This window comes from Streptomyces sp. NPDC045026 (assembly GCF_056432625.1).
This window is the reverse complement of sequence record NZ_JBWKIS010000003.1, coordinates 375320-400413: the sequence shown is the minus strand read 5'-3', so window position 1 is coordinate 400413 and position 25094 is coordinate 375320. Positions and strand designations below refer to the sequence as shown.

The following is a 25094-nucleotide window of genomic DNA, read 5'->3' as shown; positions in this document are numbered from 1 at the left end:
CAGCGGCCGAAACTCTGCGGCAGAGGCCCCCTTCTCTGCTGCCCGTCCGACGAAAGAAAGGGAGAGCACGCGTGACGCGCAGCGTGTACGTGACCGGGATCGACCGGGGTGACGGCCGGCAGGTCGTGGAGCTGGGAGTCATGGAGCTCCTGACCCGGCAGGTCGACCGGGTGGGCGTCTTCCGCCCGCTCGTCCACGACGGTCCCGACCGGCTCTTCGATCTGCTGCGGGCGCGCTACCGCCTCTCCCAGGACCCGGCGACGGTCTACGGCCTCGACTATCACGAGGCGTCGGCCGTGCAGGCCGAGCAGGGCACCGACGAACTGGTCTCACGCCTCGTGGACCGCTTTCACGAAGTCGCCCGCGACTACGAGGTCGTCCTCGTCCTCGGCACGGACTTCGCCGACACGCAGCTCCCCGACGAGCTGGCCGTCAACGCCCGCCTCGCGAACGAGTTCGGGGCGTCCGTCATCCCCGTGGTGGGCGGCCGCAAGCAGACCCCGGAGTCCGTGCACGCCGAGACCCGTAACGCGTACCGCGCGTACGAGGTCCTCGGCTGCGACGTGCTCGCGATGGTCGTGAACCGGGTGGCGGCGCAGGACCGCGAGGAGATACGCGACAGCCTGGCGGCCCATCTCCCGGTGCCCACCTACGTACTGCCGGACGAGCCCGCCCTGTCCGCGCCGACCGTCTCCCAGATCGCGCAGGCCCTCGGCGGCGAGGTGCTGCTCGGCGACGAGGCGGGGCTCGCGCGCGACGCGCTGGACTTCGTGTTCGGGGGCGCGATGCTGCCGGCGTTCATCAAGGCGCTGACGCCGGGCTGTCTGGTCGTGACGCCCGGGGACCGCGCGGACCTGGTGGTGGGTTCCCTCGCCGCGCACAGCGCCGGCACCCCGCCGATAGCCGGCGTCCTGCTGACCCTCGACGAGCGGCCCGGCGAGGAGATCCTGACGCTCTCCGACCGCCTCGCGCCCGGCACGCCGGTGGTGGCGGTGCAGGGCGGCTCCTTCCCCACGGCGGGTGAACTGTTCGCCATGGAGGGCAAGTTGAACGCGGCGACGCCCCGTAAGGCGGAGACGGCGCTCGGCCTCTTCGAGCGGTGGGTCGACACGGCCGGTCTTCTGGAACGCGTCTCGGCGCCCAGCAGCGACCGCGTCACGCCGATGATGTTCGAGCACAAGCTCCTGGAGCGGGCCCGCGCCGACAAGCGCCGCGTCGTGCTGCCCGAGGGCACCGAGGAGCGCGTCCTGCGCGCGGCGGACGTCCTGCTGCGCCGCGGGGTGTGCGACCTGACGCTGCTCGGCCCGGCGGAGCAGATCCGCAAGAAGGCCGCCGACCTGGGCGTCGACCTGGTGGACTCGCAGATCATCGACCCGGCCACGTCCGAGCTGCGGGACCGGTTCGCCGGCGAGTACGCGCAACTGCGCGCCCACAAGGGCGTCACGGTCGAGCTCGCGTACGACGTCGTGGCGGACGTGAACTACTTCGGGACGCTGATGGTGCAGGGCGGTCTCGCGGACGGCATGGTGTCCGGTTCCGTGCACTCGACGGCCGCGACGATCCGGCCCGCGTTCGAGATCATCAAGACCAAGCCGGACGCCGACATCGTGTCGTCCGTCTTCTTCATGTGCCTCGCCGACAAGGTCCTCGTGTACGGCGACTGCGCGGTGAACCCGGACCCGGACGCTCAGCAGCTGGCCGACATCGCCGCCCAGGCGGCGGCCACCGCCGAGCAGTTCGGCGTGGACCCGCGGATCGCGATGCTGTCGTACTCGACGGGAACGTCGGGTTCGGGCGCGGACGTCGACAAGGTGCGCCGGGCCACGGAGCTGGTGCGCGAGCGGCGGCCCGACCTGAAGATCGAGGGCCCCATCCAGTACGACGCGGCGGTCGAGCCGTCGGTGGCGGCGACCAAGCTGCCCGGCTCTCAGGTCGCGGGCCAGGCCAGCGTGCTGATCTTCCCCGACCTGAACACCGGCAACAACACGTACAAGGCCGTGCAGCGTTCGGCAGGCGCCATCGCCGTCGGTCCGGTCCTGCAGGGTCTGCGCAAGCCGGTCAACGACCTGTCGCGCGGCGCGCTCGTGCAGGACATCGTCAACACGGTCGCCATCACGGCGATCCAGGCCCAGACGCCGGCCTCCTGACCCCTACGAAGAGGTAAGCACCTGTGACCTCCCACCCGTCGCCCACCACCGCCCTGCCTGACGAGCTTCGCTCGGCCCCCCTGGCCAGCCGAGTTCTCGTCCTCAACTCCGGTTCCTCGTCGCTGAAGTACCAGCTGCTCGACATGGAGAGCGGCGCCCGGCTCGCCGCGGGCCTGGTCGAGCGCATCGGCGAGGAGACGTCCCGCCTCAAGCACACGCCGCTGACCGGGGACGGCGGCGCGGCGCGCGAGGTGAACGGCCCGATCGCCGACCACGACGCGGCCCTGAAGGCGGTCGCCGCGGAGCTGGCCCGCGACGGGATGGGCCTGGACTCCCCCGAACTCGCCGCGATCGGCCACCGGGTGGTGCACGGCGGCATGTTCTTCACCGAGCCGACCGTCATCGACGACGCGGTCCTCGCGGAGATCGAGCGGCTGATCCCCGTCGCGCCGCTGCACAACCCGGCCAACCTCACGGGCATTCGCACCGCGACGGCGCTGCGCCCCGATCTGCCGCAGGTCGCCGTCTTCGACACGGCGTTCCACACGACGATGCCGGAGTCGGCGGCGCGCTACGCGATCGACGTGAAGACCGCCGACGAGCACCGCATCCGCCGCTACGGCTTTCACGGCACGTCGCACGCGTACGTGTCCCGCAGGGCGGCCGAGCTTCTCGGCAAGGCCCCCGAGGAGGTCAACGTCATCGTGCTGCACCTGGGCAACGGCGCCTCGGCGTCGGCGGTGCGCGGTGGCCGGTGCGTGGACACCTCCATGGGCCTGACGCCCCTGGAGGGTCTGGTGATGGGGACACGTTCGGGCGATGTGGACCCGGCCGTCATCTTCCATTTGATGCGGGTGGGCAACATGTCCGCCGACGAGATCGACGTACTGCTCAACCAGAGGAGCGGGCTCCTCGGTCTCTGCGGCGACAACGACATGCGGGAGATCCGCCGCCGCATCGACGAGGGCGACGAGGCGGCGCGGCTCGCCTTCGACATCTACATCCACCGTCTGAAGAAATACATCGGCGCCTACTACGCGGTGCTCGGCCGGGTGGATGCCGTGGTGTTCACGGCGGGGGTCGGCGAGAACGCGGCGCCGGTGCGCGAAGCTGCCGTGGCGGGCCTGGAGGAGCTGGGCCTGGCGGTCGACGGCGAGCTCAATTCCGTACGTTCCGACGAACCGCGGCTGATCTCGCCGGAGTACGCACGGGTGGCTGTCGCCGTCGTCCCGACCGACGAGGAACTGGAGATCGCGCAGCAGACCTACGCCCTCGTGCACGACTCCGCGAACCGCAACGACTGAGCGCACCACCGCCCATTTGTAGATTCCGCCAGACGGAATATTCCGTAGCGAAACAAACCGATAGGATCGCCCCCATGCGCCGTTCCAAAATCGTCTGCACGCTGGGCCCCGCCGTCGACTCCGAAGAGCAGCTCGTTGCGCTGATCGAAGCCGGCATGAATGTGGCCCGCTTCAACTTCAGCCATGGCACGCACGCCGAGCACCAGGGGCGGTACGACCGTGTCCGGGCCGCCGCGGAGCGAACCGGCCGCGCCGTCGGTGTCCTCGCGGACCTCCAGGGCCCCAAGATCCGTCTCGAGACCTTCGCCGAAGGCCCCGTCGAGCTGGTGCGCGGTGACGAGTTCACCATCACCACCGACGATGTGCCGGGCGACAAGTCGATCTGCGGCACGACCTACAAGGGTCTGCCCGGCGATGTCTCCAAGGGCGACCAGATCCTCATCAACGACGGCAACGTCGAGCTGCGCGTCGTTGAGGTCGACGGGCCGCGCGTGAAGTCGATCGTCGTCGAGGGCGGTGTCATCTCCGACCACAAGGGCATCAACCTGCCCGGCGCGGCCGTGAACGTGCCCGCGCTGTCCGAGAAGGACGTCGACGACCTGCGCTTCGCCCTGCGGATGGGCTGCGACATGGTCGCCCTGTCCTTCGTGCGCAACGCCGACGACGTCCAGGACGTCCACAAGGTGATGGACGAGGAGGGCCGCCGGGTCCCCGTCATCGCCAAGGTGGAGAAGCCGCAGGCGGTCGAGAACATGGAGGGCGTCGTCGCGGCGTTCGACGCCGTGATGGTGGCTCGCGGTGACCTCGCCGTCGAGTACCCGCTCGAAAAGGTCCCGATGGTGCAGAAGCGCCTCGTGGAGATGTGCCGCCGCAACGCCAAGCCGGTGATCGTCGCGACCCAGATGATGGAGTCGATGATCACCAACTCCCGCCCCACGCGCGCCGAGGCGTCCGACGTCGCCAACGCGATCCTGGACGGCGCGGACGCGGTCATGCTGTCCGCCGAGTCCTCCGTGGGCGCCTACCCGATCGAGACCGTGAAGACGATGTCGAAGATCGTCGTCGCGGCCGAGGGAGAGCTCCTCTCCAAGGGCCTCCAGCCGCTCGTGCCCGGCAAGAAGCCGCGTACGCAGGGCGGTTCGGTGGCCCGTGCCGCCTGCGAGATCGCCGACTTCCTGGGCGCCAAGGGCCTCGTGGCCTTCACCCAGTCCGGCGACACGGCCCGCCGGCTGTCCCGCTACCGCGCGGCCCAGCCGATCCTGGCCTTCACCACGGACGAGGGCACCCGCAACCAGCTGACCCTGAGCTGGGGCGTCGACTCGCACATCGTGCCGTACGTCGACAACACCGACGCGATGGTCGACCTCGTCGACGCCGAGATGGTGAAGCTGAACCGCTTCAACGACGGCGACACCGTGATCATCACGGCCGGTTCGCCCCCCGGCGTCCCCGGCACCACCAACATGGTCCGGGTGCACCACCTGGGCGGCGGAGAGCGCGACTGACGTCTCGCCCCGAACTGCGCCGAGGGCGCCCCCTGTTGCAGGGGGCGCCCTCGGCGTCTGTACGGCAGCGGGTTCAGCCGGTGAGGTACTGGTGGAGACCCGGCACGTGCAGGTCACCGCCGAACTGACCGGCCTGCTTGACCTTCACGTTCGTGAAGTAGATCAGCGGGATGTTCAGCGGCGGCGGGTGCTCGGCGTCGAACGTGATCGGGATCAGGCCCAGGAGGTTGCCCGAGATCGACTCCGTGTACATGGTGGTCGTCCCGCCACGGATGGTGGACGTGGTGCCCTTGCCGGCCTGGACGTGGTACGTCTTGCCGTCCGGACCGTCCACCGTCTGGTGCAGGTCACCGATGTCGGTGCCGTTCGAGATGACGTACTTCAGGACCTTCTTGATCGTGCCGTTGGGCGTGCGCACGTTCACGACGCCCTGGTAGTCCGCACCCTTGAGGGTCAGCGAACTGGCCTCCAGGTGCCACGAGTCGTTCGGGACCTGAGCAGGGGTCTGCTCGTTGTCGCCCTCGGCATCCGTGGCGACCGGGCAGTTGTCCGGCACGCCGGTCTCGCTCGGCGACGGCGTGGGGACCACCTTGGTGGCCTTGTCCGCGGCGTCGTCGACGGCCTTGCCGGCCTTGTCCACCGTGTCCTTGACCGCGTCCCCGGCCTTGTCCGCCGTGTCCGTGACGGGCTTGGTGACCTTGTCGACGGTGTCCTTGACGGTGCCGCCCACGTCCGTGGACTTGGACGCCGACGGCGAGGGGGTCGGGGTCGCCGACTCCTTCTCCTTGGGCGTCAGCAGGTCCTTGAGCGCGTCGCCGACACCCAGCGGGTCGAGCGGGTTCTTGGTCTCGGAGGGCGCCGGGGTGGGCGTGGCCGTCTTGGTGCCGGCCGTGCTGCCGCCCGAGGAACCGTCCGAGGTGTCCGAGGACTTGGACGCGGAGGGCGACGGGGTGGGCTCGGCCTTGTCGCCCGAGTCCGCCTTGTCGTCCGACGCGTCCTTGCCCGCGGACGCCGAGGGCGTCGGGGTGGGCGAGGCGGACTCGTCACCCTTGCCGTCGGTCCCGTCCTTGCCGTCCTCGGACGCCTTGATCGCGTCGGCGCACGCCTTGTAGTCGTCCGCCGAGAACTTGGTGGGATTGTCCTTGGCCTGCGCGAGCGTGGGGGTCAGCCCCATGCCCATGAGCACGGCGGTGGGCATCGCCGCAATGGCTATGGCCTTGCCCGCGGGAATGTGCAGCCTGGTGAACATCGGCTTTCTGGGGGCTGCATGCCGCGGCCCGGTTCTCTCACGGAACTCTGCCGCAGAGTTCTCGTGACGCACCTCGTCAGCCGGCACGGTGCCTCCCGTTCGTCACGTCGTTACCGTTCGGGCTCGTTCCTGACAGATTGTCCGACGCACCGCCGAAGGCGTCGAAGGCTGCCGTCTCGCCCTTCAGGGCGTCCGCGTCGTCCGCGGACTTCCCGCCGCCCGCCTCCTGCTTCGCGGCCCGTGCGGGCCCCCAGGAGATGCCGAGAGCGCCGCCGAGCAGCGCCAGCAGGAAGCCGATGACGAAGCCACCGAAGTTGGAGACCACCAAGGAGACCAGGGCGAGCAGGATCGCCGCGACGCCCGCGAAGATGCGGGACATCGGCTGGAACCAGAGCGTCAGGCCGAGCACCACAAGCAGGACGCCGATGATCAGTGAACCGGCGCCGGCAGTCGTCGACATTCGGATGGTCATCGAGCCGAGCGTGAGATTCGCGTACGGGAAGTACATGATCGGAATGCCGCCCAGCAGCGTCAGCAGACCACCCCAGAATGGGCGCTGACCGCGCCACCCTCGGAACGATCGGCGCGTCCGGCCGAGCCTGTCGCCCAGCCCTGCTTGCGCTTCGGCGCTCATGTCGTACAGCTCCTCGGGAATGGCGTTGTTCTGTGGTGATGGTGCGTGTCGGATACGGGCACGGGGACGTCCCGGAGCTTCCGTTCGCCCCCGCGCCCGGCCGTTCAGCGCTGTGAGTGAACTAGACCCTGGGGCCTAGTAGCACTCGTGTGCGCCCTTCTGCACCTGCATGTGCAGGCCGGAGAGCTTGAAGGTGCCGGCCGTGGTCGCCCACGCGCGCTGCTTGACATCTTCGAAGTGCACCGAGTCGGCCTGCTGGGAGAACGAGTCCGGGACGTACTTGTCGCCCTTGGACGGACCCGGACCCTTGGTGGTCGAGTCGATACCGACGCCGATGTCGATGTTCTTGAACGTGGCGTTGGTCTGCAGGTCATCGGCGTCGATGTAGAGCTTCTTCGCCTCGACGCGGGGGCCGCCCGCACCGCCCGCGCTGAGCTTCATCGACACGTCACCGAAGACCGGCACCGGCACGACGACCGACTGGCACAGGTTGGTGATCTTCGCCTCGTTGAGGCCGACGACGGCAACCGGGTGCGTACCCGTCTTACCGCTGTCGAGCGCCCCGTACTGGACGAATCCCGTGCCGTCGAGCGAGTCGGCCGTCACCTTGAACGACTGACCCGAAACACTGAACGATGCCGCAAGCGCACCCTGCGAGAGGGCGACGCCTATCGCGGCAGTCGCCGCGACGCTCGGCACCATGACTACGGCGAACCGCTTCCATCTGGTTCCGCCACGAGCCACGGACTCCATGACTTTCCTCCTTCTCGGACGTACATCTCCGGCCCTGACTGCACCCCTTGGGGCGATCAGCCGGGCAGGGATGGGAGAAGTGCTACGTCCTCGGGAAGGAGAGCGCCCGTTTCGGGGGCGCGCAATGGCACCCGAATCACCGGCGATCACCCCCGAGCGACAACCACCACTGGTCGCACCTGACAGTCACGCGCAACCTGCTGGACAGGCCCTGCCGGGAAGCAGAGACCCCCCTGCCCAAGGCCGGCGGCACTGCTGCCGGCCTGCTCGGTGGGGACCCTGAAACCCCGCGACCCGATTGGCTGTCGGACTGCGGGATGAGGACCGAGCGTCGCCGATCGTGGTGCATTCTCGGCGCGGGCACAAGGGGGTTCGTTACTCGCTAGTAACGGACGGATAACCGAACAACGACCCGATGGTGTCACCCGACAACACAGGGTGGTGTCAAGCGAGTTGCCAAAACAGAGGAAGAAGGGGCGTAACCGGACAGAAGATGGCCCTTGACTTACTCCAAGTAACAGCGGCCGCCTTTACCAAGTTTTGGCAAAGCGCGACCGCTGTGCACCCGTGGCGACAGAACTTTCACCTGGGCGCCACATCGCCCGGCGTTTAGGAACTGGTCAGAAACGGCTCAGAAGAGAACCCGGGCCAGAGCCGCACGGCCCGTAGTCACGCGCGGATCGTCGGAGCCGACGACCTCGAAGAGTTCGAGCAGCCGCACGCGCGCGGCGTTCCGGTCCTCGCCCGCAGTGACCTTCACCGTGTCGACAAGTCGGCCGAACGCGTCCTCGACATGGCCTCCGACCAGGTCGAGGTCGGCGGCGGCGATCTGGGCCGCCACGTCGGAGGGCCGGTCCGCGGCGTCCTGACGGACCTTCTGCGGATCGAGATCCTGCACCCGCAGGAGCAACTCGGCCTGCGCCAGGCCCAGCTTGGCCTCGGTGTTGCCGGGGTCGTCGCTCAGCACGTTCTCGTACGCCTGGACGGCTCCGGCGAGGTCGCCGGCGTCAAGAGCCTGGACGGCGGCTTCGAGCAGAGCGTCGTAGGGACCGGCCGGAGCCTCCACGACCGGTGCAGGTCCCTCCGCATCGGCGTCGACCGTGATGCCGGTCAGGCCGAAGCGCTCCTCGGCGACCTGGATCAACTGGTCGAGCGTCCCGCGGATCTGCTCGACCGGCGCGGCTCCCTGGAAGAGCGGCAGGGCCTGTCCGGCCACCACCGCGAAGACCGCCGGGATCCCCTGGACCCCGAACTGCTGCATCAGCATCTGGTTGGCGTCGACGTCGATCTTGGCGAGCACGAACCGGCCGTTGTACTCGGCCGCGAGGCCTTCGAGCAGCGGGCTCAGCTGCTTGCACGGCTCGCACCACTCGGCCCAGAAGTCGATGACGACGGGCACTTCGGCCGAACGCTGGAGGACGTCGCGCTCGAAACCGGCCTCATCGACGTCGATGACGAGGCTCGACGGGGAGACGGCCCCGCCGCCGCCCTGCCGTGCGGACTCGGCGCGCGCCTGCTCCGCCTTCGCCTTGGCCTCCTGGGCCGCCTTCACCGCGGCGAGGTCGACGACTCCGCTCATGGACATGTTCCGTGGCTGCATGAGTACATCCTCCCCCTTCCGCGGTGTGTTGTGGGCCGGGACCGCCCGTCGCGGCCTCCCGCCGGAGTGCGGGTGCCGTCAGGGATCCGGTCGCGGACGTGATCCACGGCCCCAAGAGGGGCCGTTCTGCGGCCCGAAGGGGCCTGTGCGGCGCCGGGTCCCCACCCGGTGCCTCGTGGTTGTCGCAAGATCTGTCGCGCTTTCGCTACGGGTCGTAGCGTAACTCTCGCGCGGACTGCGTGGGGAGGGGGCCCCGGTGATCTTCGCTGTGGTCTGCCTCACGGCGCTATCCCTACCGGCCGGTATGGTCCCTTTCATGCAGAGCCGCATTCCCCCGCCCCTCCCGAGAACGGGCCGCCCGCGAAGTGCCACCGCCGACGCGGCGATCCTCGATGCGACCCGTGCGGCGCTGGTGGACCTCGGCTGGTCCAAACTCACGATGGGGGACGTGGCGTCCCGCGCGGGCGTCGCCAAGACGACGCTCTACCGGCGCTGGGCCGGCAAGAACGAGCTCGTCGTGGACGCGGTCGCGGTCCTCTTCGACGAACTCGAACTCCCGGACAGCGGCAGCCTCGCCGCGGACATCGGTGGCGTGGTCCTGCAGTTCGCGGCGCTGCTGAACCGTCCGGAGACCAAGACGGCGCTGATGGCTGTGATCGCCGAGTCGACGCGCGACGAACCGCTGCGCGAGCGCATCCGCACCTCGATCGTGGACCGGCAGAAGCGCCTGGTCCTGGAGGGCCGCGCCCGCGCCCACGCGCGCGGCGAACTCCCCCTCGAACCCGACCCGGCCGCCGCGGCCCGCACCGCCGACCTCATCTTCGACGTGGTCGCGGGAGCCGTGGTGCACCGCACGCTGGTGAGCGCGGAGCCGGTGGACGAGGAGTGGGTGGACCGGTTCACGGCCCTGCTCCTGGGCGGACTCGCGTCCGTACAGGCGTAGCCCGCCCAGGTTCCCTCACTTCTGCCAGGCGCAACTGCCCAGCGTGGCACGCTTCTTGGTGACCAGTCGGTCCGCCTCGTCCGCGGGCAGGACGCGGGTGTGCGAGCCCCGGCACACGACCGTCCGGTCCCCGTGTCCCGCGAGGTCCACGAGGATCTGGTCCCAGTGGCGGTACTGCACGTCGTGCGCGGAGTCGGCGTACGTGCGGACCGTGACGCGGTCCGGGGAGAACTGCTCGCGCCAGGTCGCGAGCGTGGCCGGCGGGACCGTGGTGTCCTTGTCGCCGCCGTACAGGTACACGGGGGCCGTCAGCTTCGACAGATCGGGGCCCGGCCGCTCGCAGTACAGCTTCTGCTCGTGGACCTGCGGCGCCGGATCCGCCTGCTGGCCGCGCTGGTTGTAGGTACGGGCGCCGTCCTCGTACGCCGTGTCGGCGAAGCCCGGGATGGACTTGACGGGGCTGTCGTCGGGGAACGCCCACCACTTGCGGGGGTCGGTGATGGAGTCCTTCAGGGCCGCGGCGAGCGCGTCGTCGGACATCGAGCAGTACGCGGGCTTCTCGCCGTACGGGGGCAGGGCCGCGGCCAGGTGCAGGGCGGAGACACGGCCGGGCGCGCGGGCGGCGAGTTCGGCGGCGTAGGGGCCGCCGCCGGAGATCGCGACGATCCTGAACTTCTCCACGCCTAGGCGGTCGAGCACGTCGAGGGCGTCCCGCGCGAAGTCGGCCTTGCCGAGGGCGGGGTCGTACGCGGTGTCGCCGAAGCCGTTGCGCTCGACGGAGATGAGACGCAGGCCCAGGTCCGCGCGCGTGGTGCGGAAGAAGTCGGTCATGTGGACGGCCCGCGCGCTGGTCCCGGTGCCGCCTATGTAGAGGACGGGGACGCCGTCGCGCGGGCCCGAGTCGGTGTAGTGGGCCGTACGTCCGGAGGGGAGCTGCGCGGCGCGTACGTCGGGGCCGAGCGGGTCGAAGGTGTTCTGCACCTTCGGCTCGGCCGGCGGACTCGCGCTCACCGCCCCGGATCCGCCGAGGACCATCCCGCCGAGCAGGGCGAGGGCGGCGCATCCGACGGTCGTGGTGGTGCGGTTGAGCCCGGACAGGCGCATGGATTCTCCAGAGGCAGGCGACGATCGACGTGCCCGCGCCTACCCGGCCAGCGCCGGGTGACACCTGTCAGTCCCCAGGTGTCACCGGCGCGAACTCCCGTCAGAACCCGGCGGGTTCGGTGTACACGCCCCACTCGTCGCGCAGCACCCCGCAGATCTCGCCCAGGGTGGCCTCGGCGCGTACGGCGTCGAGCATGGGCGGGATCATGTTGCCGCCGTTGCGGGCGGCCTTCAGCATGTCGTCGAGGGCGGAGCGCACGCGGGCGTCGTCCCTGGCCGCCTTGCGGACGCCGAGCTCGCGCACCTGCTCGCGCTCGACCTCGTGGCTGACGCGCAGGATCTCCAGGTCGCCGGTGACGGACCCGTGGTGCGCGTTGACGCCGACGACCCGCTTGTCACCCTTCTCCAGCGCCTTCTGGTACTGGAACGCGGACTCGGCGATCTCGCCGGTGAACCAGCCGTCCTCGATGCCGCGCAGGATGCCCGAGGTCATGGGCCCGATGGGGTGCTGCCCGTCCGGGTGGGCCCGCAGGCCGCGCTCCTTGATCTGCTCGAAGATCTTCTCCGCGTCGGCCTCGATGCGGTCCGTGAGCTGCTCCACGAACCACGAACCTCCCAGCGGGTCCGCGACGTTGGCGACGCCGGTCTCCTCCATGAGGACCTGCTGCGTGCGCAGCGCGATCTCGGCGGCCTGTGCGGAGGGGAGCGCCAAGGTCTCGTCGAGGGCGTTCGTGTGCAGCGAGTTGGTGCCGCCGAGCACGGCCGCGAGCGCCTCGACGGCGGTCCTCACGACGTTGTTGTACGGCTGCTGCGCGGTCAGGGAGACACCTGCGGTCTGCGTGTGGAAGCGCAGCCACTGCGCCTTGTCGGTCTTCGCCCCGTACACGTCCCGCAGCCAGCGGGCCCAGATGCGGCGCGCGGCGCGGAACTTGGCGATCTCCTCGAAGAAGTCGAGGTGGGCGTCGAAGAAGAAGGAGAGGCCGGGCGCGAAGACGTCCACGTCGAGCCCGCGCGACAGGCCGAGCTCCACGTAGCCGAAGCCGTCGGCGAGCGTGTACGCCAGCTCCTGCGCGGCCGTGGAGCCGGCCTCGCGGATGTGGTAGCCGGAGACCGAGAGCGGCTTGTACGCGGGGATGCCCTCCGCGCAGTGCTCCATGAGGTCGCCGATCAGGCGCAGGTGCGGCTCGGGCTGGAAGAGCCACTCCTTCTGCGCGATGTACTCCTTGAAGATGTCGGTCTGGAGCGTGCCGTTGAGGACGGCCGGGTCGACGCCCTGGCGCTCGGCGGCCACGAGGTACATGCAGAAGACGGGCACGGCGGGGCCCGAGATCGTCATGGACGTCGTGACGTCCCCGAGCGGGATGTCCTGGAACAGGACCTCCATGTCGGCGGCGGAGTCGATGGCGACGCCGCAGTGCCCGACCTCGCCGAGCGAGCGCGCGTCGTCGGAGTCGCGGCCCATGAGCGTCGGCATGTCGAAGGCGACGCTCAGCCCTCCCCCGCCGGCGGCGAGGATCATCTTGTAGCGCTCGTTGGTCTGCTCGGCGTTCCCGAACCCGGCGAACTGCCGGATCGTCCACGTACGGCCCCGGTACCCGGTCGGGTACAGGCCGCGCGTGAACGGGTACTCGCCGGGCCATCCGATCCGCTCGAAGCCTTCATAGGTGTCCCCGGGGCGTGGCCCGTAGACCGGGTCGACCGGGTCCCCGGAGAGCGTCGAGAAGTCGGCGTCCCGCTTGCGGGCGGAGTCGTACCGGGCCTGCCAGCGGCGGCGGCCCTCTTCGATGGCGTCAGCGTCCATGCTTCCCATGCCTTCAAATTTACTAGGACGTCCTAGTAAATGTCGATGGCAAACCGCCCGCACATCGTGCGGGCGGTTGGGGTGGCGCGGTTCGTCAGGCCTTGGCGACGGCGGGGGCGTCGTCGGCGACCTTGGAGTCCAGCTCACGGGAGACCTTCCGCTCCACGAAGAACGCGGCGGTCGGGATCGTGCCGGCGATCAGCACCCACAGCTGCTTGCCGACCGGCCACTTCGCCTTGGAGCCCAGGTCGAAGGCGAAGACCAGGTAGATCACGTACAGCCAGCCGTGCGCGATGGCGACGACGCGCGTGACATCCGCCGCGCCGTCGATGCCGAGCACGTACTTGGCGATCATGCCGAGGCACAGCAGGACCAGCAGGACGCCCGTGACAAAGGCCATCACCCGGTACCGGGTCAGCACGCTTCGTTTCATGGATACGAGCGTAACGGCCCGTTTTGCGCGATCTTCGCGCGGGTCAGGCCTCGTCGAAGTCGTGGGCGGCGACCCGCAGCGGCCGCAGCATCGCGAAGATCTCGCCGCACTCCTCGGCGTCGTACACCCCGAGCCCGAAGTCCATCGCCATCAGGTCGCGGGTGGCGGCGTCGCAGACCTCGCGGCCCTTGGCGGTGATGGAGGCGAGCGTTCCGCGCCCGTCGTTCGGGTTGGGCCTCTTGTCGACGAGCCCGGACCGCACCAGGCGGTCGACCGTGTTCGTCACCGAGGTCGGGTGCACCATGAGCCGCTCGCCGATCTTCGACATCGGCAGCTCGCCGGCCTTGGAGAAGGTGAGCAGGACCAGCGCCTCGTACCGCGCGAAGGTCAGCCCGTACGGCTTCACGACCGCGTCGACCTCGGCCAGGAGGATCTGGTGCGCGCGCATGATCGAGGTGATCGCGCCCATGGACGGCACGGACCCCCAGCGCTGCTTCCAGAGTTCGTCTGCACGGGCGATGGGATCGAAGGCAAGGCTGAGCGGCTTCGGCACGCCCAAGACCTTACCGGCCGGTCATATGCTGGTCAGCCCCGTCTCGCCCTTCGGTCCCGGACGCGCGAAAGCCCCGGCCCGCCCGGGCCGGGGCTGCACGCGGAAGACGGTTTCCGAGCAGGTGTCACTCCACGGCGAGATGCCGCTCCACCGTCGCGACCTTCGACGTCATGCCGTCCGTCACACCGGGGCGGATGTCCGCCTTGAGGACGAGGGACACGCGCGGGGCCCGCGCCTCGACGGCGGCGACGGCGCGCTTCACGACGTCCATCACCTCGTCCCACGACTCGCCCTCGATGGTGGTGAACATCGCATCGGTGCGGTTGGGGAGCCCGGATTCGCGTACGACGCGGACGGCGTCGGCCACGTACTCGCCGACGTCCTCGCCGACACCGAGCGGGGAGACCGAGAAGGCGACGATCATGCGCTCGCGACCTTCTCCTGGCGGGCGCGGGACGCGATGACCGCGGCCTCCGCCTCACGCTTCAGCTTGCGCTCGGCGAAGAAGCCGCCGGTCGGCAGGACGGAGAGGACGAAGTAGAGGGCGCCCGTCTTCACGCCCCACTTCGTGCGGTTCCACGCGTCGAGCCAGAAGAGCACGTAGAGGATGAACAGGACGCCGTGCACCATGCCCATCACCGGGACGGCGTCGAACTCCGTGGTCCGCTTCAGCACCGAGCAGACGAGGAGCAGCAGGAAGGAGACCGCCTCGGGGGCGGAGACCAGGCGGAGTCGGCGGAGTGCGGAGGCGGTCTTGATGTCCACGGGGCACCTTCGGCAGAAGCGGTGAGGGGGGCCGGCGTTCGATCTTGTGAACGCAAGCACAAGCGCTGCCCATTGTGGCATCGGGGATGTCATGGGGTTCGCTCAGGGTTCGTTCAGGGGCGGGACCCCTGTCCCGGGGGGCATCTCGCCCATTACCGTCACATCGTGGCTACGTTCCGGCTTCAAGGCAGCAGAGTGCTCGCCGTCGACATGACGGGCGACAGCGTCAGGGCGAAGAACGGCTCGATGGTCGCGTACGACGGCCGGATGGCGTTCAAGAAGATGACGGGCGGCGGCGAGGGCATCCGCGGCATGGTGACCCGCCGCCTCACCGGCGAGGAGATGACGGTGATGGAGGTGAAGGGGCAGGGCACGTGCTGGTTCGCGGACCGGGCGAGCGAGATCAGCGTCGTGAACCTGCGGGGCGACAAGCTCTTCGTCGAGTCGAGCAATCTGCTCTGCACGGACGCGGGCCTGCGCACCGGCACGTCCTTCACCGGCGTGCGCGGCGCCTCCCAGGGCAACGGCCTGTTCACGACGACCATCGAGGGCCACGGCCAGGCCGCGATCATGAGCGAGGGCCCCGCGGTGGTGCTCCGCGTCAGCCGGGACTTTCCGCTGACCGTCGACCCGGGCGCGTACGTCGCACATCAGGGGAATGTGCGGCAGACCTTCCAGTCGGGCGTCACGTTCCGCACGTTCCTGGGCGAGGGCGGCGGCGAGGCCTTCCAGATCCGCTTCGAGGGCGACGGCCTGGTCTACGTACAGCCCAGTGAGCGCAACACGATCGCGGGAGACGTGTGAGATGCCCTTCCGTGAGATCAACTCGAAGATGGTCGAGGCGACGGTCGTCCCCGGGCAGCGGATCTACAGCCAGCGCGGCGCGATGCTCGCCTACAAGGGGGACGTGACCTTCACGCCCAGCATCCAGGGCGGCCAGGGCGGGGTGATGTCGATGCTCGGGCGCCGCGTGGCGAACGAGGCGACGCCGCTGATGACCGTGGACGGCAGCGGGACGGTCCTCTTCGGGCACGGCGGCCACCACGTCCAGGTGATAGCCCTCTCCGGAGACACCCTCTACGTGGAGGCGGACCGGCTGCTCGCCTTCGACGGGAGTCTTCAGCAGGGCACGATGTTCATGGGCTCGCAGGGCGGTGTCATGGGCATGGTGCGCGGCCAGGTCACCGGCCAGGGCCTGTTCACCACGACCCTCAAGGGACACGGAGCGGTCGCCGTCATGGCGCACGGCGGCGTCATCGAGCTGCCGATCACCCCGGGCCGCCCCGTCCATGTCGACCCGCAGGCATACGTCGCGCACCACGGCGACGTACGGAACAAGCTGTCCACGGCCCTCGGCTGGCGCGACATGGTGGGGCGCGGCTCCGGCGAGGCGTTCCAGCTGGAGCTCAGCGGCAGCGGCGCCGTGTACGTCCAGGCCTCGGAGGAGAAGCTGTGAGCACCCCCGTGATCTTCGACCCGGCCACCCTGCCGGCCGACGACAACGTGAACGCGTACACGTTCTGCGTGGAACTCAAGGGCAGCAGCTGGTTCCTGCAGAAGGGCAAGATGATCGCCTACTACGGGCGCATCGACTTCAACGGGATCGGGCACGGCCGCCTCGACCGCCTCGTGCGGACGTCCTTCCACTCCCCGCTGCACGCGAGCGACTGGGTCGTGGCGGAGGGCTCGGGCAAGATGCTGCTCGCCGACCGGGCCTTCGACGTGAATTCGTACGACCTGGAGAACGGGAACCTGACGATCCGCTCGGGCAACCTGCTCGCTTTTCAGCCAACTCTCGCGCTGAAACAGTCCATCGTTCCCGGCTTCCTGACACTCATTGGCACGGGCAAATTCGTGGCGGCCTCGAGCGGCCCGGTGGTCTTCATGGAACCGCCCATCCGCGTTGATCCACAGGCGCTGGTCGGCTGGGCCGACTGCCCGTCACCGTGTCACCACTACGACCACGCCTATCTCACGGGCGTGATCGGCGGTCTACGTGCGATGACGGGCGTCGGAGGCGTCTCCGGGGAGGAGCACCAGTTCGAGTTCGTGGGCGCCGGGACGGTATTGCTGCAGTCCACGGAGACGTTGATGGCCGAACAGGCGACGGGCGCGGTGCCGCGGCAGGCGGGCGTGCCGGGGGGTCAGGGGGTGCCCGGGCAGCAGCCGGGGGTACCGCGTCTTCCCGGACAGCTCGGCGACCTCCAGCGTCGCTTCGGACTGTGAGCGGTAATCTGCGGAGTGTGACGTCGAACGCGTGACCCCTTTGTGCCACGAAGGGGTGGGAGGCGTCACATCCCCCACTTTCGTTCGCATTTCAACTTCTTAGGTAGACTCAATATATGGAGACCGAGACGGCCACACGCTGGCTGACCGACGAGGAACAGTGCGCCTGGCGCACGCACGTAGAGGTCAACAGGATGCTGACGTACCAGCTCGAGAAGGACCTCCAGCCGTTCGGCCTGACGATGAACGACTACGACATCCTCGTGCATCTCTCCGAGACGGACGACCACCGGATGCGCATGAGCGATCTCGCGACCGCCACCCTGCAGTCCAAGAGCCGACTCTCCCATCAGATCACCCGCATGGAGAACGCCGGACTCGTCCGCCGTGAGAACTGCGAGTCCGACCGCCGCGGCCTCTACACCGTCCTGACCGAGGACGGCATGGAGACCATGAAGAAGGTCTCCCCTCACCATGTGGCATCCGTACGGCGGCACTTCGTGGATCTGATCTCCGCCGAGGAGCTCGACGCCCTCCACAAGGCGCTGACCCCGATCGCCGACCACCTGCGTTCGCAGCGCGGCAAACCGTGACCATTGCGAACGGGGAACGCCGACCTTCCCCGTCCGCCGGTCTCAGGCCTCCGGCGCCACCGGCAGCCTGAGCTCGAAGAGCGCTCCGCCCGCGGGCGACGAGCGGACCGTCAGGGCGCCGCCGTGCCGCACGGCGACGTCCCTGGCGATGGCGAGTCCCAGACCCGCCCCGCCGTCGTCCCGGGCCCGCGCGTCGTCCAGGCGCACGAACCGCTCGAAGATCCGCTCCCGCTCCGCCTCCGGCACTCCCGCGCCGTCGTCGCCGACCTCGACGACCGCCCACGGCCCCTCGGCCCGTACGGCGATGTCCACCCGGGACCCGGCGTGACGCTGTGCGTTGTCCAGCAGATTCCCGACCACCCGCGCCAGCTGGCTGCGCGAGCCCGCCACCTCGACGGATTCGAGGTGCGGCTGCACCGCGACGCGGCCCGCCGGGCGCTGCGACAGCTCCTCGCCGGCCAGGGCCGCCAGATCGACGCGCGCCCCGCCCGGCCGCTCCCCCGCGTCGAGCCTGGCGAGCAGCAGGAGTCCCGCGGCGAGCTCCTGGAGCCGCACCGTGTCGGCCACCGCCCCGTCCACGTCGAGCAGTTCGGGATGGGCGGCGCCCACTTCCAGCTGGGTGCGCAGCGACGCGATGGGGCTGCGCAGCTCGTGCGAGGCGTCGGCGACGAACCGGCGCTGGCGCTCCACGGACGTCTCCAGCGCGGCGAGCGTCTCGTTCGTGGTCCTCGCGAGGCGCGCCACCTCGTCGTGCGTGGCCGGCTCCGGCACCCGGCGCGCCAGGTCCTGCGACGCGGTGATCGCGGACATCTCGCTGCGGATGCCCTCGACGGGGCGCAGCGCCCTGCGGGTCACCAGCCAGGTGACCGCGGCGACGACGCCGAGCAGCACCGGGAAGCCGATCAGCATGACGGTCAGCGCGACGGCGACGGCGCTCTGTTCGGCGGCTAGTGCTGCGCCCGCGTACACGGTGAGGTCGCCCTGCCGGGTGTTCTTCACCTCCAGCGACGCGAACCGGTAGTCCCGGGTCTCCCCGTCGACAGTGGCCGACCCCTTGCTGCCCTCGGCGTCGTCGGCGATCTCCCCGTACGCGTACGAGTCGTCGTCCCCGCCCCCGCCCTTGCCTCCATGACGGTCGGAGCCGCCGTCGTCGTCATCACCACCGTCGTCGTCGACCGGCGGGGTCACCGGTTTGACGGCGGAGGAGCCGGTCCCGCTGATCCGCTCCAGGTCCTCACTGGCCGCCAGGAGACGGCCGTCGCTGTCGACGACCTGCACCGGGGTGTCGTCCCCGTCCGGGAGGTCGAGAGCGCCCGGCGCGGTGCCCGTCGCGATCGACACGGCCACCTTGCGGGCGGAGGACTCCGCCTCGCTCGACGCCTGGTCGGTGAGGTTGGACCGCAGCGCGAGCAGTACGGAGGCGCCGGCGGCGAGGAGCGCGACGGCGACGACGAGGGTCGCGCCGAGCGTGGCTCTGGCCCGTACGGAACCGAACAGCCGGCGCCTCATCGCGGCGCCTCCAGCCGGTAGCCCGCCCCGCGCACCGTCCTGATCAGCTCCGCGCCCAGCTTCTTGCGCAGGGTGCTGATGTACACCTCGACGATGTTCGGGTCGCCCTCGTACGCGAAGTCCCAGACGTGCTCCAGGATCTCCGCCTTCGAGACGACCTCGCCCGTCCGCACCACCAGCTGCTCCAGAACCGCGAACTCCTTTGCGGTGAGCGGCACTTCGCTCTCGTCGCGCAGGACGCGGCGCGCGGCGGTGTCGACGCGCAGCGGTCCGAGCGTGTGGACGGACGAACCGCCCGCGGTGCCGCGCCGCCGCAGGAGCGCCTTCACGCGCGCGACGAGCACGACGTACGAGAACGGCTTGGTGAGGTAGTCGTCGGCGCCCGTGTCGAGCCCCTCCGCCTCGTCGTACTCGCCGTCCTTGGCGGTGAGCATGAGGATCGGCACGTCGTGGCCGGCGGCGCGCAGGGCGGCGCAGACGCGGTAGCCGTTCATGCCCGGCAGCATGATGTCGAGAACGACCAGGTCGTACGCGCCCTCGGCCGCCCGGTGCAGCCCTTCGAGGCCGTCGTGGACGACGTCGACGGCGTAGCCCTCGGCAGTCAGGCCCCGGGCCAGGGAGAGGGCCAGACGCTTTTCGTCTTCCACGATGAGCAGGCGCATACGGGCAAGGGTCGCAAAGCGAAGCTGAAGAAGTCTTCAGGATCCTTCAGCGGGGCTTCAGCATCGGTCGGCCACTGTGGTCCTCGTCGAAGCGCACCGGATGTCCGGTGGGCCGGGAACGTCTCGGGGAGGATCCCTCATGAAGCGCAACATCGTGATCGCCAACATCGCCGCCGTGGCCCTGATCGGCGGCGGCACCGCGACCGCCGTCGCGGTCTCGGGCGGCGACGACAGCACGTCGACCGTGTCGCGGGGTACGGGGTCGACGGGGCCGGCCGGGCACGACGACGACCGCGCGGAGCACGTCACCGAGCTGAAGGCCGCGAAGGTGACGGCCTCGGACGCCATCGCCGCCGCCCTCAAGTCGGTGCCCGGCGCGGCGGTCTCCGCCGAGCTCGACGACGAGAACAACCAGGTGGTCTGGGAGGTCGAGGTCCTGAACGGCACGACGTGGCACGACGTCCTCGTCGACCCCGCCACGGGCGAGGTCACCGGCTCGCACACCTCACGCCACGACGACACCGCCCGCGTCACCGCCATCCTGAAGGGCGCGAAGACGACGGCGCAGGACGCGGCCCGCGCCGCCGCCGCGAAGGGCACCGTCACCGAGATCGACCTCGACGACGACGGCGCGGCCCACGCCTGGGAGGCCGAGACCACGGCGGCGAACGGCACCGACGCCGACTGGCGCGTCGACCTCCGGACCGGCGCGGTGACTCCAGACCGCTCGTCCCACGACGACAGCGACGACGACAGCCGCGACGACCACGCGACGCGCGCCACGCACGACGCGGGCGACGACCACGGCCGCGACGACGCCGCCACACACGACGCCGGTGACGACCACGGCCACGACAACACCGCCACACACGACACCGGTGACGACCACGGCAGCCACGGCCGCGGTCACGACTCCGACGACGACCACGGCCACCACGGCGACGACGACTGACGTCGGCGTCGGCAAGCCCGGCTCGGCGTACGCCAGTTCAGCGCGCCGCCGAGCCCGTCTCCTGAGCCGCGTCCGGGACACCGTTCCCGGGGGCGGCTTCCGGCGTCGTACGGGCGCCGCGCACACCCCGTACGCCCCACACCGCCGCCGCGACCGGCGCCGCCGCGGCGACGGCGAAGCAGGCCGCGAGCGGGAGGCGGGCCACCAAGAGGCCCGCGCCCGCCGTGCCGGCGGAGATGCCGGCGTTCGCCGCCGTGTTGACCCAGGCCCCGGCCTGGGTGCGGAACGCCGGGCCGGCCGCCTCGTCCGCCACGAGATACGCGGTCGTCAGGGCGGGCGCGACGAAGAGGCCCGCACACACGGCCGCCGCGCCGAGCGTCACCAGGCCGGGCGCGAGCGCCGCCGCCCCCAGCGCGGCGGCGAGCCCCGCGGCGAGGAACGGCAGCCGGGTGCGGGCGGGAGTGGACCAGGTGACGGCGCCGTTCACGAGGCCGCCGACCGCGCTGCCCGCCGAGAGCGCGGCCATCACCCAGGCCACCGCGTCGGCGTGCTGCCGGGCGTCGGCGAAGGCGAGGACGAGCAGGTCGAGTGCGCCGAGGGCAAGGCCGACGCCCACCGCGACGACCACCGGCTGCGCGAGACCGCGCACCGGCGAGACCCCGCCGGACCGCCCACGCCGCCCCGTGTCGCGGCCGGCGATGCCCCGTACGGCCGGGGACGCCACGAACGCGGCCGTTCCCACGGCCACCAGGACCGCGCTGATGGCTACGCCGAACGCCGCGGGGGCGAACTGCACGACCACGCCCACGATGAGCGGGCCGGACACGAGCAGCAGCTCCTCGGCCACGCCGTCGAGGCTGTACGCACGCTGGAGCAGCCCCTCGCGCTTGCCGACGAGTTCACTCCACACCGTCCGCATGGTCGGGCCGAGGGGCGGGGTGCACGCGCCCGCGGCGAGGGCGGCGGCACCGAGCACGAGGGCGGAGGCCCCCGGCCGCCAGGTCAGGGCGGCGAGCACGCCGAGCAGCACGGCGTACGCCCCGGTCATAGGCGGGAGCGCACGGCGCGGCCCGTACCGGTCGATGAGGAGCGCGCGCAGGGGCGAGAGGAAGACGCTCGCGGCGCCGAAGAGCGCCATGGCCGTGCCCGCGACGGCGTACGAGCCGGTGGCGGACTTCACCGCGAGCATCAGGGACAGGGACAGGGTCCCGTACGAGAGCCGCCCGAGCAGGGCGGCGCCGAAGGTACGGCGGGCATGGGGAACGCGCAGAAGCGCTGCGTACGACGACATGGGTGGGAGTTCCTCAGAACGAAGGGCACACGGACGCCGAGGACCGCGACATCACCGTTCGACGGTGGCCGCGGTCGGGTCGTGCCCTACACACAGAGAAGGAACATGCGTCCAACGTAACAGCGGGGAGCGGGAGTTGGCCACGGATGACACCGCGGCGCAGCCCCGCCCCCACCGTCCGCTCAGGCCTCCGTCAGGCCCTCCACCAGGGAGTCCGCCGCCCGGTACGGATCGAGCTCACCCGCCACGATGCGCTCGGCCAGCGAGCTGAGGCGGCGGTCGCCGTGGAGGTCCGCGATGCGCTCGCGCAGGGCCGTGACGGCGATCGTCTCGACCTCGCGGGAGGCACGGGCGAGGCGGCGCTCCTGGAGGACACCGCGCTCCTCCATCCACGCCCGGTGCTTCTCGAGCGCCTCGACGACCTCGTCGATGCCCTCGCCGCGCGCCGCGACGGTCTTCACGATGGGCGGGCGCCAGTCACCGGCGCCCCGGGACTCGCCGAGGCCCAGCATGTGGTTGAGCTCGCGGGCGGTCGCGTCCGCGCCGTCGCGGTCGGCCTTGTTGACGACGTAGACGTCGCCGATCTCCAGGATTCCGGCCTTGGCCGCCTGGATCCCGTCGCCCATGCCGGGGGCGAGCAGGACCACGGACGTGTCGGCCTGCGAGGCGATCTCGACCTCGGACTGGCCGACGCCGACCGTCTCCACCAGGACCACGTCGCAGCCGGCCGCGTCGAGCACCCGGATCGCCTGCGGCGCGGCCCACGCGAGGCCGCCCAGGTGCCCGCGCGTGGCCATGGAACGGATGTACACGCCGGGGTCGGACGCGTGCTCCGACATGCGGACGCGGTCACCGAGCAGGGCGCCGCCGCTGAACGGCGACGACGGGTCGACGGCGAGCACACCGACCCGCTTCCCGGCCCGCCGGTAGGCACTGACCAGGGCGGACGTGGACGTGGACTTGCCCACGCCCGGCGACCCGGTGAGCCCGACGACGTACGCGTGCCCCGCGAGCGGGGCCAGCGCCGCCATCACCTCGCGCAGCTGCGGGGACGCCCCCTCCACGAGGGAGATCAGCCGGGCCACGGCCCTGGGCCGGCCTTCCCTGGCCTGGGCCACCAGGGTGGAGACGTCCTGCATCACAGCTCCGTTCAGTGAATTTCCGTACCGACCGACATACAGCAGCAGGGTCGCGCCGCGGCGTTACGCCTTGGGTACCCGCACGATCAGCGCGTCACCCTGACCGCCGCCGCCGCACAGCGCGGCCGCGCCGACGCCGCCGCCGCGCCGCTTCAGCTCCAGGGCGAGGTGCAGGACGACACGGGCGCCGGACATCCCGATCGGGTGACCCAGGGCAATCGCGCCGCCGTTGACGTTCACCATTTCCGAGGACACGCCGAGGTCCTTCATTGACTGCACGGCGACGGCCGCGAAGGCCTCGTTGATCTCGATGAGGTCGAGGTCCTCGACGCCCAGGCCCTCCTTCTTGAGGGCGTGCCGGATGGCGTTCGACGGCTGCGACTGGAGCGAGTTGTCGGGGCCCGCCACGTTCCCGTGGGCGCCGATCTCGGCGATCCACTCCAGGCCGAGCTCCTGCGCCTTCGCCTTGCTCATGACGACGACCGCGGCGGCGCCGTCGGAGATCTGCGAGGACGATCCGGCCGTGATCGTGCCGTCCTTGGCGAACGCGGGCCGCAGCTTGCCGAGCGACTCGGCGGTCGTCTCGGCGCGGATGCCCTCGTCCTTGCTGAACAGGACCGGGTCGCCCTTGCGCTGCGGGATCTCGACGGGGGTGATCTCCGCCTCGAAGAGGCCGTTCTTCTGGGCGGCGGCGGCGCGCTGGTGCGACTGCGCGGCGATCTCGTCCTGCTCGGGGCGCTGGATGCCGAGGCGGGTGTTGTGCTTCTCCGTCGACTCACCCATCGGGATGTTCTCGAAGGCGTCGGTCAGACCGTCGTACGCCATCGCGTCGAGCATCTCGACGGCGCCGTACTTGTAGCCCTCACGGGACTTGGGGAGCAGGTGGGGCGCGTTCGTCATGGACTCCTGGCCGCCCGCGACGACGACGTCGAACTCGCCGACGCGGATCAGCTGGTCGGCGAGCGCGATGGCGTCGAGCCCGGAGAGACACACCTTGTTGATGGTCAGCGCCGGCACGTTCATGGGGATGCCGGCCTTGACGGCCGCCTGGCGCGCGGGGATCTGCCCTGCCCCCGCCTGGAGCACCTGGCCCATGATCACGTACTGCACCTGGTCTCCGCCGATCCCGGCCCGGTCGAGCGCCGCCTTGATGGCGGCCCCTCCGAGGTCGGCACCGGAGAAGGACTTCAGCGAGCCGAGCAGTCGGCCCATGGGCGTACGGGCGCCCGCGACGATGACGGAGGTGGTACCGGTCGTTCCAGACATGAGGCACGGCCCCTTGGAGATGAGGAGTGAACGAGGGTTTACTCGAATGTACTGAGCAGTACCCCGCACGTCACCGGCCGGACGGTGTGATCGCGCGCACGTTGCGTAACCATGTCCGACCGCGCTGCACTTACAGCATGCTGACGCGAATCGACCACATCGGAATCGCCTGTTTCGACCTCGACAAGACCGTTGAGTTCTACCGCGCTACGTACGGCTTCGAAGTGTTCCACTCCGAGGTGAACGAGGAGCAGGGCGTGCGCGAGGCCATGCTCAAGATCAATGAGACGAGTGACGGCGGGGCCTCCTACCTCCAGCTCCTCGAACCCACCCGGGAGGACTCCGCGGTCGGGAAGTGGCTGGCCAAGAACGGCGAGGGCGTCCACCACATCGCCTTCGGCACCGCGGACGTCGACGCCGACTCCGAGGACATCAGGGGCAAGGGCGTACGCGTCCTGTACGACGAGCCGCGCATCGGTTCGATGGGGTCGCGGATCACCTTCCTGCACCCCAAGGACTGCCACGGCGTACTGACCGAACTCGTCACTTCCGCACCGGTTGAGTCACCTGAGCACTGACCTCCGTATATCTGGGCCGGTAGGGTTGGGGGCGGCCGTCCGTCACGCGGACGGCCGCGGGCCGGGGTCCGGGTTTCGGGGGGCGAG

Annotated in this window: 25 protein-coding genes; 10 read left to right on the top strand and 15 right to left on the bottom strand. The window is 70.3% G+C overall.

The window, feature by feature from the left end; all coding sequences use genetic code 11:
• The first annotated feature begins 71 nt into the window (after positions 1–71).
• From pta to pyk, 3 genes are all read left to right on the top strand, one after another.
• The gene (pta, locus tag AC07EJ_RS09235; RefSeq protein ID WP_393584852.1) at positions 72–2147 is read left to right on the top strand and encodes a phosphate acetyltransferase; all 2076 of its coding nucleotides are present in this window, start codon (positions 72–74) and stop codon (positions 2145–2147) included.
• An 80-nt stretch (positions 2148–2227) separates the two neighbouring features.
• On the top strand, positions 2228–3451 hold the full coding sequence (locus AC07EJ_RS09230) for an acetate kinase (RefSeq protein WP_478884053.1): 1224 nt from the start codon (positions 2228–2230) through the stop codon (positions 3449–3451).
• A 74-nt stretch (positions 3452–3525) separates the two neighbouring features.
• Positions 3526–4956: a pyruvate kinase gene (gene pyk / locus AC07EJ_RS09225; RefSeq protein ID WP_389478257.1), complete on the top strand. Its 1431-nt coding sequence runs from the start codon at positions 3526–3528 to the stop codon at positions 4954–4956.
• Positions 4957–5029: 73 nt separating this feature from the next.
• Here pyk and AC07EJ_RS09220 read toward each other — a convergent pair whose 3' ends face one another.
• From AC07EJ_RS09220 to AC07EJ_RS09205, 4 genes are all read right to left on the bottom strand, one after another.
• Positions 5030–6292, bottom strand: a complete 1263-nt coding sequence (locus tag AC07EJ_RS09220; protein WP_389478255.1) for a hypothetical protein — start codon at positions 6290–6292, stop codon at positions 5030–5032.
• A complete protein-coding gene (locus AC07EJ_RS09215; RefSeq protein WP_389478254.1) occupies positions 6282–6839 on the bottom strand; it encodes a DUF6114 domain-containing protein in 558 nt (185 codons plus the stop codon). Before AC07EJ_RS09215 ends, AC07EJ_RS09220 begins: the two co-directional genes overlap by 11 nt.
• 135 nt (positions 6840–6974) lie before the next feature.
• Positions 6975–7592 (bottom strand): DUF6230 family protein, encoded by a 618-nt coding sequence (locus tag AC07EJ_RS09210; RefSeq protein ID WP_389478252.1) that lies wholly within the window; start codon positions 7590–7592, stop codon positions 6975–6977.
• A gap of 631 nt (positions 7593–8223) precedes the next feature.
• Positions 8224–9192 (bottom strand): tetratricopeptide repeat protein, encoded by a 969-nt coding sequence (locus AC07EJ_RS09205; protein WP_389478250.1) that lies wholly within the window; start codon positions 9190–9192, stop codon positions 8224–8226.
• Between the two features lie 316 nt (positions 9193–9508).
• On the opposite strand from AC07EJ_RS09205, the gene AC07EJ_RS09200 reads away from it, so the two are divergent.
• Positions 9509–10135 (top strand): TetR/AcrR family transcriptional regulator, encoded by a 627-nt coding sequence (locus AC07EJ_RS09200; protein ID WP_389478249.1) that lies wholly within the window; start codon positions 9509–9511, stop codon positions 10133–10135.
• Positions 10136–10150: 15 nt separating this feature from the next.
• Here the strand turns inward: AC07EJ_RS09200 and AC07EJ_RS09195 are convergent, their stop codons facing one another.
• From AC07EJ_RS09195 to AC07EJ_RS09170, 6 genes are all read right to left on the bottom strand, one after another.
• Positions 10151–11239, bottom strand: a complete 1089-nt coding sequence (locus AC07EJ_RS09195) for an alpha/beta fold hydrolase (protein WP_478884000.1) — start codon at positions 11237–11239, stop codon at positions 10151–10153.
• 100 nt (positions 11240–11339) lie between these two features.
• Positions 11340–13040, bottom strand: coding sequence for a coenzyme B12-dependent isobutyryl-CoA mutase large subunit (locus AC07EJ_RS09190; RefSeq protein ID WP_389478390.1), 1701 nt, complete (start codon positions 13038–13040; stop codon positions 11340–11342).
• 94 nt (positions 13041–13134) lie between these two features.
• Entirely contained in the window at positions 13135–13473 is a 339-nt protein-coding gene (locus tag AC07EJ_RS09185) for a DUF3817 domain-containing protein (protein ID WP_116509791.1), read from the bottom strand.
• A 43-nt stretch (positions 13474–13516) separates the two neighbouring features.
• Positions 13517–14026: a MarR family winged helix-turn-helix transcriptional regulator gene (locus AC07EJ_RS09180; RefSeq protein WP_116509794.1), complete on the bottom strand. Its 510-nt coding sequence runs from the start codon at positions 14024–14026 to the stop codon at positions 13517–13519.
• 124 nt (positions 14027–14150) lie between these two features.
• Positions 14151–14450: an MTH1187 family thiamine-binding protein gene (locus tag AC07EJ_RS09175; protein ID WP_389478246.1), complete on the bottom strand. Its 300-nt coding sequence runs from the start codon at positions 14448–14450 to the stop codon at positions 14151–14153.
• Positions 14447–14791, bottom strand: coding sequence for a DUF3817 domain-containing protein (locus tag AC07EJ_RS09170; protein ID WP_389478245.1), 345 nt, complete (start codon positions 14789–14791; stop codon positions 14447–14449). Before AC07EJ_RS09170 ends, AC07EJ_RS09175 begins: the two co-directional genes overlap by 4 nt.
• 165 nt (positions 14792–14956) lie before the next feature.
• Here AC07EJ_RS09170 and AC07EJ_RS09165 point away from each other — a divergent pair, with 165 nt between their 5' ends.
• From AC07EJ_RS09165 to AC07EJ_RS09150, 4 genes are all read left to right on the top strand, one after another.
• The gene (locus AC07EJ_RS09165) at positions 14957–15595 is read left to right on the top strand and encodes an AIM24 family protein (RefSeq protein WP_478883999.1); all 639 of its coding nucleotides are present in this window, start codon (positions 14957–14959) and stop codon (positions 15593–15595) included.
• Position 15596: 1 nt separating this feature from the next.
• Positions 15597–16247, top strand: a complete 651-nt coding sequence (locus tag AC07EJ_RS09160; RefSeq protein ID WP_389478243.1) for an AIM24 family protein — start codon at positions 15597–15599, stop codon at positions 16245–16247.
• The gene (locus tag AC07EJ_RS09155; RefSeq protein WP_389478242.1) at positions 16244–17017 is read left to right on the top strand and encodes an AIM24 family protein; all 774 of its coding nucleotides are present in this window, start codon (positions 16244–16246) and stop codon (positions 17015–17017) included. Before AC07EJ_RS09160 ends, AC07EJ_RS09155 begins: the two co-directional genes overlap by 4 nt.
• Positions 17018–17133: 116 nt before the next feature.
• Entirely contained in the window at positions 17134–17610 is a 477-nt protein-coding gene (locus AC07EJ_RS09150; protein WP_389478241.1) for a MarR family winged helix-turn-helix transcriptional regulator, read from the top strand.
• Between the two features lie 42 nt (positions 17611–17652).
• Here the strand turns inward: AC07EJ_RS09150 and AC07EJ_RS09145 are convergent, their stop codons facing one another.
• The gene (locus AC07EJ_RS09145) at positions 17653–19119 is read right to left on the bottom strand and encodes a sensor histidine kinase (RefSeq protein WP_389478240.1); all 1467 of its coding nucleotides are present in this window, start codon (positions 19117–19119) and stop codon (positions 17653–17655) included.
• Complete coding sequence (locus tag AC07EJ_RS09140) at positions 19116–19781, bottom strand: response regulator transcription factor (protein WP_389478238.1); 666 nt, start codon at positions 19779–19781, stop codon at positions 19116–19118. Before AC07EJ_RS09140 ends, AC07EJ_RS09145 begins: the two co-directional genes overlap by 4 nt.
• 139 nt (positions 19782–19920) lie before the next feature.
• Between AC07EJ_RS09140 and AC07EJ_RS09135 the strand changes: the two genes are divergently transcribed.
• On the top strand, positions 19921–20733 hold the full coding sequence (locus tag AC07EJ_RS09135; protein WP_478883998.1) for a PepSY domain-containing protein: 813 nt from the start codon (positions 19921–19923) through the stop codon (positions 20731–20733).
• 37 nt (positions 20734–20770) lie between these two features.
• On the opposite strand, the gene AC07EJ_RS09130 is transcribed toward AC07EJ_RS09135, so the two are convergent.
• From AC07EJ_RS09130 to AC07EJ_RS09120, 3 genes are all read right to left on the bottom strand, one after another.
• Positions 20771–22024 carry an MFS transporter gene (locus tag AC07EJ_RS09130; protein ID WP_389478235.1) on the bottom strand — a complete coding sequence of 418 codons (1254 nt, stop codon included), beginning with the start codon at positions 22022–22024 and terminating at the stop codon, positions 20771–20773.
• Between the two features lie 182 nt (positions 22025–22206).
• Positions 22207–23163, bottom strand: coding sequence for a methylmalonyl Co-A mutase-associated GTPase MeaB (gene meaB, locus AC07EJ_RS09125; RefSeq protein ID WP_100595830.1), 957 nt, complete (start codon positions 23161–23163; stop codon positions 22207–22209).
• Between the two features lie 63 nt (positions 23164–23226).
• Positions 23227–24429, bottom strand: a complete 1203-nt coding sequence (locus tag AC07EJ_RS09120; protein ID WP_478883997.1) for an acetyl-CoA C-acetyltransferase — start codon at positions 24427–24429, stop codon at positions 23227–23229.
• Between the two features lie 137 nt (positions 24430–24566).
• Between AC07EJ_RS09120 and mce the strand changes: the two genes are divergently transcribed.
• Positions 24567–25007 (top strand): methylmalonyl-CoA epimerase, encoded by a 441-nt coding sequence (gene mce, locus AC07EJ_RS09115; RefSeq protein WP_389478232.1) that lies wholly within the window; start codon positions 24567–24569, stop codon positions 25005–25007.
• The last annotated feature ends 87 nt before the right edge of the window (positions 25008–25094 follow it).

Excerpts from the sequence above, each read along its gene's own strand:
- pyk (WP_389478257.1), top strand. The coding sequence starts at position 3,526 with ATGCGCCGTTCCAAAATCGTCTGCACGCTGGGCCCCGCCGTCGACTCC.
- AC07EJ_RS09215 (WP_389478254.1), bottom strand. The coding sequence starts at position 6,839 with ATGAGCGCCGAAGCGCAAGCAGGGCTGGGCGACAGGCTCGGCCGGACG.
- AC07EJ_RS09210 (WP_389478252.1), bottom strand. The coding sequence starts at position 7,592 with ATGGAGTCCGTGGCTCGTGGCGGAACCAGATGGAAGCGGTTCGCCGTA.
- AC07EJ_RS09205 (WP_389478250.1), bottom strand. The coding sequence starts at position 9,192 with ATGCAGCCACGGAACATGTCCATGAGCGGAGTCGTCGACCTCGCCGCG.
- AC07EJ_RS09200 (WP_389478249.1), top strand. The coding sequence starts at position 9,509 with ATGCAGAGCCGCATTCCCCCGCCCCTCCCGAGAACGGGCCGCCCGCGA.
- AC07EJ_RS09195 (WP_478884000.1), bottom strand. The coding sequence starts at position 11,239 with ATGCGCCTGTCCGGGCTCAACCGCACCACCACGACCGTCGGATGCGCC.
- AC07EJ_RS09190 (WP_389478390.1), bottom strand. The coding sequence starts at position 13,040 with ATGGACGCTGACGCCATCGAAGAGGGCCGCCGCCGCTGGCAGGCCCGG.
- AC07EJ_RS09185 (WP_116509791.1), bottom strand. The coding sequence starts at position 13,473 with ATGAAACGAAGCGTGCTGACCCGGTACCGGGTGATGGCCTTTGTCACG.
- AC07EJ_RS09175 (WP_389478246.1), bottom strand. The coding sequence starts at position 14,450 with ATGATCGTCGCCTTCTCGGTCTCCCCGCTCGGTGTCGGCGAGGACGTC.
- AC07EJ_RS09160 (WP_389478243.1), top strand. The coding sequence starts at position 15,597 with ATGCCCTTCCGTGAGATCAACTCGAAGATGGTCGAGGCGACGGTCGTC.
- AC07EJ_RS09150 (WP_389478241.1), top strand. The coding sequence starts at position 17,134 with ATGGAGACCGAGACGGCCACACGCTGGCTGACCGACGAGGAACAGTGC.
- AC07EJ_RS09145 (WP_389478240.1), bottom strand. The coding sequence starts at position 19,119 with ATGAGGCGCCGGCTGTTCGGTTCCGTACGGGCCAGAGCCACGCTCGGC.
- AC07EJ_RS09140 (WP_389478238.1), bottom strand. The coding sequence starts at position 19,781 with ATGCGCCTGCTCATCGTGGAAGACGAAAAGCGTCTGGCCCTCTCCCTG.
- AC07EJ_RS09135 (WP_478883998.1), top strand. The coding sequence starts at position 19,921 with ATGAAGCGCAACATCGTGATCGCCAACATCGCCGCCGTGGCCCTGATC.
- AC07EJ_RS09130 (WP_389478235.1), bottom strand. The coding sequence starts at position 22,024 with ATGTCGTCGTACGCAGCGCTTCTGCGCGTTCCCCATGCCCGCCGTACC.
- meaB (WP_100595830.1), bottom strand. The coding sequence starts at position 23,163 with ATGCAGGACGTCTCCACCCTGGTGGCCCAGGCCAGGGAAGGCCGGCCC.
- AC07EJ_RS09120 (WP_478883997.1), bottom strand. The coding sequence starts at position 24,429 with ATGTCTGGAACGACCGGTACCACCTCCGTCATCGTCGCGGGCGCCCGT.
- mce (WP_389478232.1), top strand. The coding sequence starts at position 24,567 with ATGCTGACGCGAATCGACCACATCGGAATCGCCTGTTTCGACCTCGAC.